15 protein-coding genes are annotated in these 14918 nt (G+C 63.0%); 8 read left to right on the top strand and 7 right to left on the bottom strand.

The genetic code is table 11. The features are described from left to right. Positions 1 to 89 precede the first annotated feature (89 nt). Positions 90 to 1187: an acyltransferase family protein gene (locus WFR25_RS17540; RefSeq protein ID WP_336972640.1), complete on the top strand. Its 1098-nt coding sequence runs from the start codon at positions 90 to 92 to the stop codon at positions 1185 to 1187. On the opposite strand, the gene WFR25_RS17535 is transcribed toward WFR25_RS17540, so the two are convergent. Genes WFR25_RS17535 through WFR25_RS17520 form a run of 4 tightly spaced genes read right to left on the bottom strand, consistent with a single transcriptional unit; the run spans position 1127 to position 6038 of the window. Then, entirely contained in the window at positions 1127 to 2332 is a 1206-nt protein-coding gene (locus WFR25_RS17535; protein WP_336972639.1) for an ABC transporter permease, read from the bottom strand. The two genes, WFR25_RS17540 and WFR25_RS17535, sit on opposite strands and share 61 nt — an antisense overlap. A gap of 1 nt (position 2333) precedes the next feature. Next, positions 2334 to 3035, bottom strand: coding sequence for an ABC transporter ATP-binding protein (locus WFR25_RS17530; protein WP_336972637.1), 702 nt, complete (start codon positions 3033 to 3035; stop codon positions 2334 to 2336). Between the two features lie 4 nt (positions 3036 to 3039). Further along, positions 3040 to 4617, bottom strand: a complete 1578-nt coding sequence (locus WFR25_RS17525; RefSeq protein ID WP_336972636.1) for an efflux RND transporter periplasmic adaptor subunit — start codon at positions 4615 to 4617, stop codon at positions 3040 to 3042. Continuing rightward, the gene (locus tag WFR25_RS17520; protein WP_336972635.1) at positions 4614 to 6038 is read right to left on the bottom strand and encodes an efflux transporter outer membrane subunit; all 1425 of its coding nucleotides are present in this window, start codon (positions 6036 to 6038) and stop codon (positions 4614 to 4616) included. The genes WFR25_RS17525 and WFR25_RS17520 overlap by 4 nt, the downstream gene beginning before the upstream one ends. Before the next feature lie 185 nt (positions 6039 to 6223). Between WFR25_RS17520 and fabD the strand changes: the two genes are divergently transcribed. Both fabD and fabG read left to right on the top strand, forming a co-directional pair. Beyond that, positions 6224 to 7159, top strand: coding sequence for an ACP S-malonyltransferase (gene fabD, locus WFR25_RS17515; protein ID WP_336972632.1), 936 nt, complete (start codon positions 6224 to 6226; stop codon positions 7157 to 7159). A gap of 14 nt (positions 7160 to 7173) precedes the next feature. Continuing rightward, positions 7174 to 7917 (top strand): 3-oxoacyl-[acyl-carrier-protein] reductase, encoded by a 744-nt coding sequence (gene fabG / locus WFR25_RS17510; RefSeq protein ID WP_336972630.1) that lies wholly within the window; start codon positions 7174 to 7176, stop codon positions 7915 to 7917. A 44-nt stretch (positions 7918 to 7961) separates the two neighbouring features. Here the strand turns inward: fabG and WFR25_RS17505 are convergent, their stop codons facing one another. Beyond that, positions 7962 to 9194, bottom strand: a complete 1233-nt coding sequence (locus WFR25_RS17505; RefSeq protein WP_336972628.1) for a glycosyltransferase family 87 protein — start codon at positions 9192 to 9194, stop codon at positions 7962 to 7964. Between the two features lie 184 nt (positions 9195 to 9378). Between WFR25_RS17505 and WFR25_RS17500 the strand changes: the two genes are divergently transcribed. The 3 genes from WFR25_RS17500 (at position 9379) to mltG (ending at position 12032) form a co-directional block, all read left to right on the top strand. Continuing rightward, positions 9379 to 9612: an acyl carrier protein gene (locus WFR25_RS17500; RefSeq protein WP_336972627.1), complete on the top strand. Its 234-nt coding sequence runs from the start codon at positions 9379 to 9381 to the stop codon at positions 9610 to 9612. Between the two features lie 177 nt (positions 9613 to 9789). After that, positions 9790 to 11049 carry a beta-ketoacyl-ACP synthase II gene (fabF, locus tag WFR25_RS17495; RefSeq protein ID WP_336972626.1) on the top strand — a complete coding sequence of 420 codons (1260 nt, stop codon included), beginning with the start codon at positions 9790 to 9792 and terminating at the stop codon, positions 11047 to 11049. 11 nt (positions 11050 to 11060) lie between these two features. Next, positions 11061 to 12032, top strand: coding sequence for an endolytic transglycosylase MltG (gene mltG / locus WFR25_RS17490; protein ID WP_336972625.1), 972 nt, complete (start codon positions 11061 to 11063; stop codon positions 12030 to 12032). A 37-nt stretch (positions 12033 to 12069) separates the two neighbouring features. Here the strand turns inward: mltG and WFR25_RS17485 are convergent, their stop codons facing one another. Next, positions 12070 to 12489, bottom strand: a complete 420-nt coding sequence (locus WFR25_RS17485; protein WP_336972623.1) for a sugar transporter — start codon at positions 12487 to 12489, stop codon at positions 12070 to 12072. Positions 12490 to 12622: 133 nt separating this feature from the next. Here WFR25_RS17485 and WFR25_RS17480 point away from each other — a divergent pair, with 133 nt between their 5' ends. Further along, a complete protein-coding gene (locus WFR25_RS17480) occupies positions 12623 to 13162 on the top strand; it encodes a peroxiredoxin (protein ID WP_336972621.1) in 540 nt (179 codons plus the stop codon). Beyond that, positions 13159 to 13662 carry a 2'-5' RNA ligase family protein gene (locus tag WFR25_RS17475; RefSeq protein ID WP_336972620.1) on the top strand — a complete coding sequence of 168 codons (504 nt, stop codon included), beginning with the start codon at positions 13159 to 13161 and terminating at the stop codon, positions 13660 to 13662. Before WFR25_RS17480 ends, WFR25_RS17475 begins: the two co-directional genes overlap by 4 nt. 13 nt (positions 13663 to 13675) lie before the next feature. Here the strand turns inward: WFR25_RS17475 and WFR25_RS17470 are convergent, their stop codons facing one another. Then, positions 13676 to 14902, bottom strand: a complete 1227-nt coding sequence (locus tag WFR25_RS17470) for an NAD(P)/FAD-dependent oxidoreductase (RefSeq protein ID WP_336972619.1) — start codon at positions 14900 to 14902, stop codon at positions 13676 to 13678. Between the last annotated feature and the right edge of the window lie 16 nt (positions 14903 to 14918).

The raw sequence follows: 14918 nt of genomic DNA, 5'->3' as shown, positions 1-14918 counted from the left end.
GTAGGATATTGTATCAAAACCCGATTTAGTCTGAACGGCTGTTCAGCGAAGGGCGTGTTGCAGCAGCAATTGCTTAGGAAATCGGCGTTATGAGTGATGACATGGACGCATCACGCCCTCAGAAATTAGTTGGGATTCAGGCCCTGCGCGGAATCGCGTCGCTTGCCGTCATCCTCTATCACGTCGCCCGTCACATGGATCAGGTGACGGCATCCCCTTTGATGATGCGTTTCTTTCAGCCCGGCCACGCGGGTGTGGACCTGTTCTTCGTGCTCAGCGGCTTCATCATTCTGCACGTCCACCGCATCGATATCGGCCAGCCCGACCGGCTGCGCCATTATGTGCGCCAGCGGTTCCTGCGGTTGATGCCGATCTACTGGATCGCGCTGGTGCTGACCGCACTCGCCCTGATCGCGGCGGGGCACATGGTATCGTCCGGCGCATTGCTCTGGTCGGCAACCCTGTTGCCGACCGTGCAGGAACCGCTGCTGGGCATCGCCTGGACGCTGCAACACGAACTGATCTTCTATATGGTCTTCGCGCTGTTGATCTTCAGCCGTCGGTTGGGCGTGACGCTGTTAGTGATCTGGACGGGATGGATCATGCTGGCTGCGCTGGGGTTGGTCGCCGCAGTCGTCCCGGATCGCATCACCAACCTCTATAATCTGGAATTTTTGGCAGGCATGGGCGCGGCCGCCTTGCTGGCAAGCGGACGAATCACCGCGCCCCGGATGATGACCGGGGCAGGGGCCACGCTGCTGCTGGCGGCCTGTGTTGCGGAAAGCATGGGGGTACTGGACGGCTATGGCCCGCTCGCGCGTCTCGCCTACGGCGTGCCCTCTGCCTTGCTCATCGCGGGCCTTGCTGCATGGGAACAGGCGCGCGGCATGGTCGTCCCTGCGCCCCTGCGTGCGCTTGGCGAAGCGTCCTACAGCCTCTACCTCTTCCAGTTTCTGGGCCTCAGTGCTGCCTGGCAAATATGGCAGCGTCTGGGTCTGGATGCGGCGGCGATGCCGCTCCTCTGTTACCTTGTCCTCGCCGCCGCCGCGTTGATCGCCGGTCTCGCCATGTCCCTGTTGGTCGAACAGCCGCTCCTCGCCCGCCTGCGGCGCTGGCGAAACCCGGCCTATTCGTGCCGCAGCGCGTCGATGGGATTGAGCGCCGCCGCCCGCCGCGCCGGGAAATAGCCGAACACCACGCCGATCACCGCTGAAAAGAAGAAGGCGATCATATTCACTTTCACATCGAAGATGAACGGCACCTGCATCAGCGGCGCGATCGCGATCGACGCTACCAGCGCCAGTAGCAGCCCGATCAATCCGCCCAGACAGGACAGCACGATCGCCTCGACCAGAAACTGCATCAGCACCTCCCGCGCCACCGCGCCGATGGCCAGACGAATGCCGATCTCACGGGTCCGCTCCGTCACCGACACCAGCATGATGTTCATGATGCCGATGCCGCCGACCAGCAGGCTGATCGCCGCCACCGCACCGACGATCTGCGTCAGGATGGTAGTGGTGCCGGTGAGCGTGTCGGAAATCTGCTTGGTGTCGAAGACGTTGAAATTGTCCTGATCGCCCGGCTTGATCTTGCGCCGTTCCCGCATCAGCCCTTCCAGACTCGATTGTACGGTGGAGGTGTCATAGGCGTCGTCCACCGCGACCAATATCTGGCTGATGTCACGGTCGCCGGTAAAGCGCCGCTGCACGAACTTGATCGGCATGACGACCACATCGTCCTGATCGCCGAAACCGCCCTGTCCGCGCGTCGCCAGCGTGCCGATCACCTGGCAGGACACGCCCTTGATCCGCATCCGCTTGCCCACCGGATCATTGCCCTGAAACAGGTTGGTGCGGACGGTATTGCCGATGATGCACACCGGGCGACCCGCTTCCTCTTCCTCCGGCATGAACAGGCGGCCGCTGTCGGTCTTCCACGTCTGCACCTCGAAATAGGCGGCGGTGGTGCCATAGACGGTCGTGGACCAGTTATTGCCCTCATAGATGGCGGTGCCGGTCGACTGCGCCAGCGGCGCTACTGCGCGCACGCCGGTCAACTGGTTCTCGACTGCCGTTAAATCCTGCGGCTTGAAATCCGGCGGACGCGGCCCGCCGCCGCCCCGGCCAAAACCCTGTCCGGGCCGCAATTGCAGCACATTGGCCCCCAGCGAACTGATCTGCTGACGCACGGCAGCAGTCGCGCCATTGCCCAGCGTCACCATCGTCACCACGGCGGCGACGCCTATGATGATGCCCAGCGTCGTCAGGAAGGACCGCAGCTTGTGCCGGTTGATCGCGCGAAAGGCGAGGATGACCGTCGTGCCCAGCATATCAGGCCGCCTTCCCGTTCTCGACCCGCTCGACCAGCCCGTCCTTGAAATGCACGATCGTCCGGGCGAACGCCGCCATGTCCTGTTCGTGCGTCACCATCAGCACGGTAATCCCGCTATTTTTGTTGAGGTCGGTCAGCAATTCCATGATCTCTACCGACCGTTCCGAATCGAGGTTGCCGGTCGGCTCGTCGGCCAGCAGCACATCGGGATGGGTGACGATGGCGCGGGCAATGGCGACGCGCTGTTGCTGCCCGCCCGACAATTCGGCGGGCGTATGGTCCCACCAATCCTTCAGGCCCACCTTGTCCAGCGCGGCCATCCCCATGTCATAGCGCGTCTGCTTGTCCTCACCGCGATACAGCAGCGGCAGTTCGACATTCTCCAGCGCCGTGGTGCGCGACAGCAGGTTGAACCCCTGAAACACAAATCCCAGATAGCGCCGCCGCAACAGCGCCCGCTGGTCGCGGTCCAGCGTGTGGACGGGACGGCCCTTGAACAGGAACGTGCCACCGCTCGGCACGTCGAGACAGCCAAGAATGTTCATCGTCGTCGATTTGCCCGACCCCGAAGGCCCCATGACGGCGACGAAATCGCCCTGCGCGATGTCCAGGTCGATGCCCTTCAGCGCCTGGAAAGCAGTCGCGCCACTCCCGTAATTTTTGGTGACTCCGCGCAGGGAGATGATCGGATCATCAGCCACTGGCTTATTCCCCGCCACCCTCGCGCCCACGCCGTTGCTCGGCGGGGCGCTCAGTTCCGCCACTGGGGGCGGTGGGGGCGACCGGCGCGGTCTCGGCTGGGGAGCCGGCTGAATTGCCCAGCGTCTTCATGGTCGCCGGGCTGCCATCGGTTGGGCGCACGCCGCTGGCATTACCCGATGTGGCGGGAGCCGTGCTGCGATCCTTGCCGCGTGGCTGATCGGTCCCATTCTGATCGTCGGCGGGCTGTTGCTGTCCGGCGGCAAGCTGGCCGGTGATGACCCGTGCGCCTTCCTTCAGGTCGCCGCCGGTGACGACGGTTCGTGACCCGTCGCTCGCGCCCACCGTTACCTGCACTGCCTTGGGCTTGCCATCTTCACCCACGATATAGACGGTCTGGCTGCTGCCCGCTCCAAAGCTGACCTGCCGCGCATTGCCGCCGCCCCCGCGACGGCGCGGCATCAGCGTGCTTGTGATGCCGCTGCCCGATGCCGCGCCGCTGCTCGGCTTGAAGCGCAGCGCGCTGTTGGGCACCAGCAGCACATCCTTCAGTTCCTGGGTGATGATGTCTGCGGTCGCGGTCATACCGGGCCGCAATGTCTCGTCGGTGTTGTTGACCGACAGCACGGCAGTATAGGCGACCACGGTGCCGCTGGTCGTGCTGGTCGTGCTTGTCGTTGAGGACGATGAGGTACTGCTGGCGTTCGACCCTACATTGACCCGGGTGATCGTCGCCGGGAATGTGCGGCCGGGGAAGGCATCGACGCTGAAACTCGCCGTCTGCCCATTTTTGACCTGTCCGACATCGGCCTCGTCCACTGACACCTCGACCTCCATCTGGGTCAGATCCTCGGCGATGGTGAACAGCACCGGCGCATTCAGCGACGCTGCGACCGTCTGTCCCGGCTCGATATCGCGCGACAGCACCACGCCGGTCACGGGCGATACAATCTGCGCGATCGACAGGTTGGTCTGTGCGGTCGACAATTGGGCCTGCGACACCTGCACCTGCGCGCGGGAGGCGTTGAGCGTGGCGAGCGCCGATTGATAATTGGCCCGCGCCGTGTCCAGCTCGGTCTTGGCGGGCACCTTGCCCCCCGATAGCTGGAACACATTCAATTGCCGGTCCAAAGTCGCCTTGGCCAGCGCGGCTTGCGCCTGCGCCTGCGCGACGCTGGCCTGCGAAGAGGCGACCTGCGCCTGATTCTGATCGATCGCGTCGGCGAGGCGACGGGTATCCAGTTCGGCCAGCTTCTGCCCGCGCGTAACCCGGTCGTTCACATCGACATAGACGGCGGTGATCTTGCCCGATTGCTCCGACCCCACATCCACCTGATTGATGGGCTTGAGATTGCCGGTGGCGGAGACGGAAACGGTCAGGTCGCCGCGCCGGGCCGCGCGCGTGGCATAGCTCGGCTCGTCGTTGCCGGTGAAACAGCGTGACACGAGCAGGATCAGGATCAACAGGGCGAGGCCGATCGCCCCCCGGATCACCCATTTGCGCCATGGCCGGGGCGGCTTCGTCCCCAGAAATTCGTCCATGTCCGCCGTTTCAGCAGGGGTGGGCGTCGCGTCATTGCTCATTGGGGGCGTCCATCCATATTTTGCCATCCGCCACCCAGCGCATTGTAAAGCTGGGCCACGGCCAATATCTCGTCGGATTGCGTGCCAGCCAGGCTGTTGCGCGCGGAAAGAAGCGTCTGTTCGGCATTGAGAAGCGTCTGAAAGTCGGTCAGCCCCGACTGATATTGCGCCCGCGCCAGGATAGCTGCGTTGTTCGACGCTTCGTAGGCGATCGCGAACTGCGCCTTGCGCGCCCGCGCAGCATTCAACGCATTCATGCCATTCTCGACATCTTCAAGGCTGGTCAGCACCGTCTGCTTATAGGCGGCAAAGGCGCCATCCGCCGCCGCCCGCTGTGACCGGACCTGAGAGGCCAGCCGCCCGCCATCGAAGATGACCTGCGCGATATTGCCGAACACGTTGCCGGTGATGATATCGAACAGGCTCTTTATCGATGTCGAACTGGACCCGATATTCCCACTGATATTGAGTGCGGGATAAAGCTGCGCCTGCGCCACCCCGATCTGCGCTGTGGCAGCGGCCAGCGCCCGCTCGGCGCTCCGCACGTCGGGCCGCTGGCGTAGCGTGTCGGCGGGAATGCCGGTCGCGACGTTGAAGGGCGCGATCGGGATCGGCGCTGCCTGCTCCAGCGTCCGCGTCGCCTCGCCCGGCACCTGCCCCGTCAGCACCGCGATGCGGTTGAGCGCACTCTTTATATTGGCTTCCTGCGTGGGAATGGTGGCGGTGGTCTGCGCCAGTTGCGCTCTCGCCTGCTGCTCGTCCAACGAGGACACCAGCCCCGCCTGCAAGCGCCAGCGGGCAATGTCATAATTGTCCTGCTGCACTTTTTGCGTCTCGCGCGCGATGGCAAGTTGGGCCTGCGCCAGCCGCGCCTGCACATAATTGCTGACCAGTTCGGCGATGATGGTCCGGCGCACGGCAGCCAGATCATAGCCGCTGGCCGCCAGGTCCGCGCGCGCAGCCTCCGACGATCGCGATAGTTCGCCGAACAGGTCGATCTGCCAGCTTGCATTGGCCGCCAGCGAATAGCTGCCGCTCCACGGATCGCTGCCCGACGAGATGACATTGCCATTATTGTCGACCTGCGCGCCGCCACCGCCGCTGCGGTAGGTCTGGCCGCCCCGGCCAGAGCCGCTGACTTGCGGCAGGAAGGCGCTGTTCGCCTGTCGCAGTGATTCCCGTGCCTGCCGCAGCCGCGTTTGCGCCTGTACGATGTCCAGATTATTGGCGATCGCCGCGTCGATGAAACTGCTCAGCGCCGGATCGTTGAACCGCGTCCACCAGGTGGAAAGGTCCGCCTCGCTCGTCGCCGCATTGTTCCCTTGCGTATAAGTTTCCGGGATGCCCAGCGCGGCAGGCTGTGGCGCCCTATAGTCCGGCCCAGCCACGCAGGCAGAGAGTGCCAGCATCGATCCTGCCATGATTCCAATGCGATATCGCACCTTTTTCTGCCACTCCATCGTCGTTAGGGGCACCATGCTTGCACACGGCGCGGCGTCCGTCTAATTCCTGCCGAAATCGGTCGCCCGCCTCAACGGCAATGTTGTAGCAAAGTGTAATGATCGCGGCGGCCCCCGTTTTTCCGCGTTTTTTAAGAGGATGAGTGATGAGGGCATTCCTGTTTCCCGGTCAGGGCAGCCAGTCCGTTGGCATGGGTAAGGCACTGGCCGACGCCAGTCCCGTGGCGCGCGAACTGTTCCAGGAAGTCGATGACGCGCTGGGCCAGCATTTGTTCCGCATCATGGTGGAGGGGCCGGAGAGTGACCTGACCCTCACCGAAAATGCCCAGCCCGCGATCATGGCCAACGCCATCGCTACGTTGCGCGTGATGGAGCGGGAAGGGGGGCTGCGCCTCTCCGAAAAGGGTGATTATGTCGCTGGCCACAGCCTTGGCGAATATAGCGCGCTCTGCGCTGTGGGCGCATTCGACGTACCGACGACGGCGCGTCTGCTGAAGCTGCGCGGACAGGCGATGCAGGCTGCCGTGCCGGTGGGTGAAGGCGCGATGGCCGCGCTTCTGGGCGCTGACATCGACAAGGCGCAGGCGCTGGCCGATGCGGCGGCAGAGGGTGAGGTCTGCACCGTCGCCAACGACAATGATCCCGGACAGGTCGTGATTTCCGGCCATCGCGGCGCGATTGAGCGCGCCATTGCCCTGGTCAAGGATCATGGCATCAAGCGCGGCGTGCTGCTGCCCGTCTCCGCGCCCTTCCATTGCCCACTGATGCAGCCCGCCGCCGACGCGATGGCCGATGCGCTGGCGCAGGCGAAGATCGCGACGCCGCTGCTCCCCGTCTATGCCAATGTCCTCGCCGCGCCGATCGCCGATCCCGACGACATCCGTTCGCGCCTGGTTGAGCAGGTGACGGGCCGTGTCCGCTGGCGCGGAAGCATCGCCGCGATGTGGGAGGCGGGCGTCACCGATTTCGTGGAACTGGGCGGCAAGGTCGTGGGACCGATGGTCAAGCGCATCGCCCCCGACGCCACCGTGCGCTCCATCGTGACGATGGATGATATTGAAGCGGCGCTGGCCGCGCTCTGAAGAGGATAGCTACAATGTTCGATCTGACAGGCATGACCGCACTGGTGACGGGCGCATCGGGCGGCATCGGTTCCGCCATCGCCAAGGCGCTCGCCGCGCAGGGCGCGACCCTTGCGCTCTCGGGCAGCAATGAGGAAAAGCTGAAAGCCTTCGCCGCCGAACTGGGCGGCGACCACAAGACTTTGGTCTGCAACCTGTCCGACCCCGCCGCTGTCGACGCGCTGGTGCCGCAGGCGGTGGAAGCAGCACTGGGCGGCCGGCTGGACATTCTCGTCAACAATGCCGGCATCACCCGCGACAACCTTATCCTGCGCATGAAGGATGAAGAATGGTCGGATGTGATCTCGGTAAACCTTGAGGCTGCTTTCCGCCTCGTTCGCGCCGCCGCCAAGCCGATGATGAAGGCGCGCTTTGGCCGAATCGTCTCAATCACGTCCGTCGTGGGCGTCACCGGCAATCCGGGCCAGTCCAACTATGCCGCGTCAAAGGCCGGGATCATCGGCATGTCGAAGGCGCTGGGCCAGGAACTCGCCAGCCGCGGTATCACCGTCAACTGCGTCGCGCCCGGCTTCATCCGCTCGGCCATGACCGACGCGTTGAACGATACCCAGAAGGCCGCGATCAACATGAAGATCCCGGCAGGCGATCTGGGCGAAGGCGCTGACATCGGCGCCGCCGTCGTCTATCTCGCCAGCAAGGAGGCGGGCTACGTCACCGGCCAGACGCTGCACGTCAATGGCGGCATGGCCATGATCTGATATGCGCATCCCTGCCTCTCTCGTTCGTGGGAGGGGCGGGGGCGTTAGGACCGAGCGGTTCTCAGTGACGTGATCCGCCCCACTACCGTCGTCCATGCGTCATCCAGCACCACGGCCCGTCGACCCGCCAGCGCCAGCACGGCCACAGCCGCGATCAAGTTCACCGGCACCAGCGTCATCGCCGACACCGCGCGCCCGAACAGTGGCGCCATCCAGGCATAGGCGAGCCATGTCGGCTCCCACGTCAGCGCACCGCGCGCCCGCATGTCGGCGACAAGGAAGGCAATCGCCATTCCCAGCAGCACATAGTCATAGTCCAGCACATAAGGGGTGCAGAGCAGCGCTGCCGCCAGCACCGCGGCGCCACGCACGGCCATGGTGCTGCGCCAGGTCACAAGTCCCGCGACCAGCACCGCAGCCACGGTTGCGACCGATTGCACTCCATAGGCCAGGGGGATCGACCCACCCCATTGCCGGATCGCGGCGAAGGGACTCTGGATCTTCTCCCAGCCCGTAGCCCCTGCCTCGATGATAATATGCTGCGTCAGGGGCAGCGACCCGATGAACGCCGCCCACACGCCCCATCCCCAGATCGCGACCGTCAACAGGCACAGGGCTGTCACCGTCGCGCCTGCCGACAGAAAGGCGCGCCAGTTGCCCCGCGCAGCGATAGCTACCGGGATCAGTACGGCGAATTGCGGCTTGTAGCACAGGCATCCCAGCAGCATCCCCGCGACCCAGGGCCGCCGGTCCAGCAAGATCATGCCGCCGCCCAGCAGCGCGGTGGTCATGAACGCATTTTGCCCATGGCCCAGACACACTAGAACCACCGGCGCGCCCAGTGATGCCAGCAATGCGTCGCGCCCTGGCAGCACGCGCTGCGCCACCAATGCCGCCAACGCCAGCGTCAGCCCCTGCCAGAGTACCAGTGCCAGCGTGTAGGGAAATTTCGCCAACAACGCAGCAATGATCAGAAAGGGCGGCGGATAATGCCAGCCGTAAAAAGGAATGTGCGGATCATGATGCGCGGCCTTCTGAACGCCATGATGGGCGCTCCAGTCCCATGCCGCCGCCGCCTGTCCATGGTCAGCCATCCAGCCTGCGGTCCATACATTGGAAAAATCGGTCCCCAGCGGCCGTCCCAGCGAATCCACTGTGCCATGTGAACCCCAAAGCAGCACGGACAGCCCGATAATGGTTGCCAGCAGCGTCAATGATGCCGTCAAAAGCACGCGTTCGCGCGTGATATAACGATCTGTGGAAAAGGGCGCGATCATCGGTTCTTATTGGCAGGTGCGGCTGAAATTTCGGTAAATGACTGGTTATCATGGGGGCGCAGGACGCTTTTCCGCGCGAAGGGGCTTGGCGGCCTTCCCTCTTGCCTCTATTCGGGCTTCGCACTAGGGCATGGCTTAACAGCCGTTCAGAATTACCAACGATACCCAAGAAGAAGGACCACTCATGAGTGAGACCGCGGATCGCGTTAAGAAAATCGTCGTCGAGCATCTGGGCGTCGAAGCCGAAAAGGTGACTGAGGACGCAAGCTTCATCGACGATCTGGGCGCAGACAGCCTGGACATCGTTGAACTGGTGATGGCGTTCGAGGAAGAGTTCAGCGTCGAAATCCCTGACGATGCGGCTGAAAAGATCGCCACCGTCAAGGATGCGATCGATTTCATCGAAAGCAAGCAGTAAGGGCCTTTAGCGGACAAGCCCACCGGGGCAGTCCGCGGCCAAAAGGCACGAAAGCGGCTCTCCTGCCCGGCGATCCCGGAGGCTGGAGAGCCGTTTTGTATCTGGCGACCCTTTCCGTGCGCATCTGCGGCGGCTAAGGGTCGGCCAAAGTCAGTAAGTTATCGTGGAGCCTGCAATATGCGTCGCGTCGTCGTAACCGGCCTCGGCATGGTGACCCCTCTGGGCGGGGATGTCGAAACCACCTGGAAAAATATCCTCGCGTCCAAATCGGGCGCGGCCACGATCACCCGGTTCGACCCCACCGACTATAAATGCCGCATCGCCTGCGAGGTGAAGCCCGCGGACCATCCTTATGGTTTCGACCCGTCCAAGGAAGTCGACCACAAGATTCAGCGGCAGGTCGATCTGTTTATCGTCTTCGGCATCGCCGCGGCCAGCGAAGCGCTGGCTGACGCGGGCCTGCTCGACATGACAGAGGAAGAGCGCCTGCGCGCGGGCTGCTCGATCGGTTCGGGCATCGGCGGCCTGCCGGGCATCGAAAGCGAATCGCTGGTGCTGGCGAACAAGGGCCCTAGCCGCGTCTCGCCGCATTTCGTCCATGGCCGACTCATAAATCTGATCTCGGGTCAGGTTTCGATCAAATATGGCCTGATGGGGCCGAACCATGCTGTCGTCACCGCCTGTTCGACCGGCGCGCACTCAATCGGCGATGCCGCCCGGATGATCGCGATGGACGACGCCGACGTGATGCTCGCGGGCGGCGCGGAAAGCGCGATCTGCCCGATCGGCATCGCCGGCTTCTCGCAGGCGCGGGCGCTCTCCACCAATTTCAACGACACGCCCGAAAAGGCGTCGCGTCCCTATGACGTCAACCGCGACGGCTTCGTCATGGGCGAGGGCGCGGGTGTCGTTGTGCTGGAAGAATATGAGCGGGCCAAGGCGCGCGGCGCTAAGATCTATGCCGAAGTGATTGGCTATGGCCTGTCGGGCGACGCCTATCACGTCACCGCTCCGCACCCCGAAGGATCGGGCGCGTTCCGTTCGATGCAGATGGCGCTTAAAAAGTCGGGCCTCAGCCTGGAAGATATCGATTATGTGAACGCCCACGGCACATCGACCCCGCTGGGCGACGAACTGGAGCTGGGCGCGGTCCGTCGCCTGTTCGGTGACCAGATCAGCAATATGTCGATGAGTTCGACCAAATCCGCCATCGGCCATCTTCTGGGCGGCGCGGGTGCGGTGGAGAGCATCTTCTGCATCCTTGCCATGCAGGACCAGATCGTCCCGCCGACGCTCAACCTCGATGAACCCAGCGAAAGCTGCCAGGGCGTGGACCTGGTCCCGCACGTCGCCAAAGAACGCAAGGTGCGCGCGGTGCTGAACAACAGCTTCGGCTTTGGCGGCACCAATGCCTCGCTCATCATGAAGCCGATCTGAGGCGCAGCACCATGAAACGGCTTGGCTGCATCATCCTTCTGATCGGCCTTGCCGTTGCCGCGTTCGTTGCCTTCCGTTTCGTTCATGGCTGGACGGAAACTGGCCCGGCCACCAGGGAAACCACGATCGTCGTGCCGGAAGGCGCGACGCTCAGTGCGGCGGCGGTGCTGCTCAAACAGGCTGGCGCGGTTCGCTCGGCTGATGCCTTCCTGACGCGGGCCAAGGTCTTTGGCGGCAGCATGTCGATCAAGGCTGGGGAATTCGTGATTCCCAAGGGCGCAAGCAATTCGGAAATCCTCTCCATCCTGCAAGGGGGGAAGGTACTCACCCGGCTCATCACCATTCCCGAAGGCATGCCGTCCATCCTCGTCCACGAACGGTTGATGGCGAACGATCAATTGACCGGCGATATCCCCGTGCCCGAAGAGGGCAGCATCCTGCCCGACAGCTATGCCTTCGAACGCGGCGAATCGCGTACGCGGGTGGTGCAGCGGATGCAGGCGGCGATGACCAAGGTGCTGGCCGACCTTTGGGCGAAACGCAGCCCCACGGCTGTGGTCAAGACGCCACGGGAGGCCATCATCCTGGCCAGTATCGTTGAGAAGGAAACCGCTGTCGCCGCCGAACGCCCAACGGTGGCGGGCGTCTATGGCAACCGGCTGCGGACCAATATGATGCTTCAGGCGGACCCGACGATCATCTATCCGATCACCAAGGGCAAGCCGCTGGGGCGCCGTATCCGCAAGTCGGAGATCGCCGCCGTCAACGACTATAATACCTATGCGATGACCGGCCTGCCCAAAGGGCCGATCGCGAACCCCGGACGGCTCTCGATCCTTGCCGTCACCCAGCCCGCGCAAACCAAAGCGCTGTATTTCGTCGCGGATGGGACGGGCGGCCACATCTTCGCCGACACTTATCAGCAGCACAATGAAAATGTCAGAAAGTGGTTTGAAATCCGCCGCCAGCGCGGCGAACTTTAGATCTCGACTAAACCGTGCGTTGGGGGCGTGTATCCGGCTATCGCAACACGCCCTTCGTCACCTGCGCGCGCGCATAGAGGAATTGCGCGATCCCCAGCACGAAGATCAGCGCAGGAAACAGCGTCGCCGTCCATCCCTTGATCGCCAGCATGTCGGTCCCGAAAAAGCTGTGGCCAAAGGTCATGATGATCGCAATCAGCGAGATCAGATAGAGCGCCACCGCTGCGGCCCGCCGCATCAGCAAAAGGATCGATCCCAGCGTCCCTGTGACTACCGACACGGCAAAGGCGGCCCAAGCCCATGTGGGCATTTGCGCAAAGATGCGGGCGGTATAGGGATCGGTTTTGGCCAGTTCGGCCGTGTCCATGCTATATTGCGCGACGAAGGATGCATCGCCCATCAGATTCCACAACAGGGCGGCTATGCCCACAATAGTCAGGGATCGCGGTGCGCTCATAATCGTTCCTCTACCCAATATATATGGTCGTGCATCACGGCTTTGGACCGCTACCGCAACGATATACCCGTCGTCAGGGCCGCGACAAGGCGCACAGGATGGTGCATCGGGATTAGGACAACAGGAGGCTTCCATGCTGAATCGCTACGTACCGAATGTCACGCTCAAGACCAGGGTCCGCGACGAAACTATCGAAGGCCCCAACCCGTTCCGTTGGCAGGATGTACAGACTGGCGACCTGTTTGCTGGCAGGCGCGTCATCGTCTTCTCGCTTCCAGGCGCGTTCACGCCGACCTGTTCGACCGAACAATGCCCGGCCTTTGAGCGCTTTTACGATGACTTCAGGGCGCAGGGCGTCGACGATGTTTACTGCCTTTCTGTCAATGATGCCTTCGTCATGTACCAGTGGGGGCGCCATCTGGGCGTGAACAATGTGAAGCTGCTGCCCGATGGGTCGGGTGATTTCACCCGCCGGATGGGCATGCTCATCAAGAAGGATCATCTGGGCTTTGGCGACCGTAGCTGGCGCTATGCGATGGTCGTAGACGACGGCAAGGTGGTGGCCTGGTTCGAGGAGCCGGGGATCAACGATAGCGGCGAGGATGATGACCCCTATGGCGAAAGCCGTCCCGAGCCGGTGCTTGGCTGGTTGAAGGCGCATCCGCTCGCGTGACCGCGCCGCTCATCGTTACCGCTCTGCTGGGCGTCGCGGACTTCGCCTGGGTGGACGGTCTGCGCCGCGCCCACTTTCCGCCGGGTCGCAATCAGGTCCCGGCGCATATCACGTTGTTCCGCCATCTGCCGCCCTCGGTCTTGCCGGAATTGAAGGGTCGGTTGAAGCGCCTTGCCGCAGGGTCATCACCCCCGACCCGGATCGTCGGCGTCCTCAACCTGGGCAATGGCGTCGCTTTCCATATTGAAAGCCAGCGGCTTATGGAAATGCGGGATGATCTGGCAGAGGCTTTCACCGGCCTTCTTATCCCGCAGGATCAGGCCCGCCCCCGACTCCACATCACCATCCAGAACAAGGCGTCTCCCACAGAGGCGAGAGCGCTCCACCAGGCCATGGGCGTGCAGTTTATGGGCAAGCGACTGGCGATCGACGGTCTTGCCGTCTGGCACTATCGCGGCGGGCCTTGGGAACTGGCGGTGAAGGCGATGTTCCGGGGATAGGGAGGCGGTAGGCCTATCCCAGCCCAACCTCTTTGAGCGGCACCGACGAATCGGCCAGTTGCGCCTGATCCAGTACTGCGCCCGACAGCACATGTGCGCGACCCTGGACATAGTCCTTGACCGCATTGACGCAGTCGAGCGCAATCACTTTTCCGCCCTTGAGGTAGAGCACCGAAAAGCTGCGCGTCGCCGGGTCGCCACGCAGGATCGTATGATCATAGCCGATAGACAGGCCGACGGTCTGGAGCTTCAAATCATATTGATTGGACCAGAACCAGGGGACGGCATTATAGGCCTCTTCCTTGCCCATGATATGCGCGACGGCGGTTTTCGCCTGGTCATTGGCGTTCTGAACCGATTCAAGCCGAAGCTGGGCGCCACGCGCAAAATTGTTGGCATGGGACGCGCAATCGCCCACAGCATAGATGTCGGGCAGGCTGGTGCGGCAATATTCGTCGACATCGACACCATTGCCCCCGGCTGCGCCCGCCGCGATCAGGGGCCCGGTTTCCGGGATGATGCCGATACCCACGATCACCATATCTGTTTCGATCCGCTCGCCATCGGCCATCAAAACGGCGGTCGCCTTGCCGTCGATTACTTCGATGCAATCCATCTTCGCGTTCGTCCGCAGGTCGACGCCATGGGCGCGATGCTCCGCTTCATAGAAACGCGAGAGATCTTCGCCCGCCACGCGGGCCAGCACGCGGTCCAGCGCTTCCAGCAGAACGACTTTCTTGCCGAATTTGCTCAGCACTGCCGCGGCCTCCAGGCCGATATAGCCACCGCCGATGATGGTGACATGATTGATCTGGTTGAGCTTGGCCATCATCGCGTCAACATCGTCGCGCCGCCGGACAGCATGAACGCCAGCGGCCTCTGCGCCCGCGCAGATCAACATCCGGGGACTGCCGCCTGTACACCAGATCAGCTTGCCATAGCCGATTTCTTCGTCGCCGACGGTCACGAACTTCGCGATCGGGTCGACATTTTTCACGCGCTTGTTCAGCAACATGTCGATATTGCGCTCGCCCCAGAAGGCGACAGGGCGGATCAGGATGCGCTCGAACGGCTTGTCGCCTGCAAAATATTCCTTGGACAAAGGTGGGCGCTCATAAGGCGGCTCCTTCTCGTCACCGATCATGGCGACGGAGCCTTCAAAGCCCGCCTGGCGTAACGCGATGCCAGCCTGTGCCCCGGCATGCCCAGCGCCCACGATCAGAACGTCATAATAGCTCATCTGCCCACAATCCTCT

Source organism: Sphingobium aromaticiconvertens (assembly GCF_037154075.1).
GTDB classification, from domain to species: domain Bacteria; phylum Pseudomonadota; class Alphaproteobacteria; order Sphingomonadales; family Sphingomonadaceae; genus Sphingobium; species Sphingobium aromaticiconvertens.
Note: the sequence above shows the minus strand (reverse complement) of the source record. Positions and strands in the feature narration are given on the sequence as shown.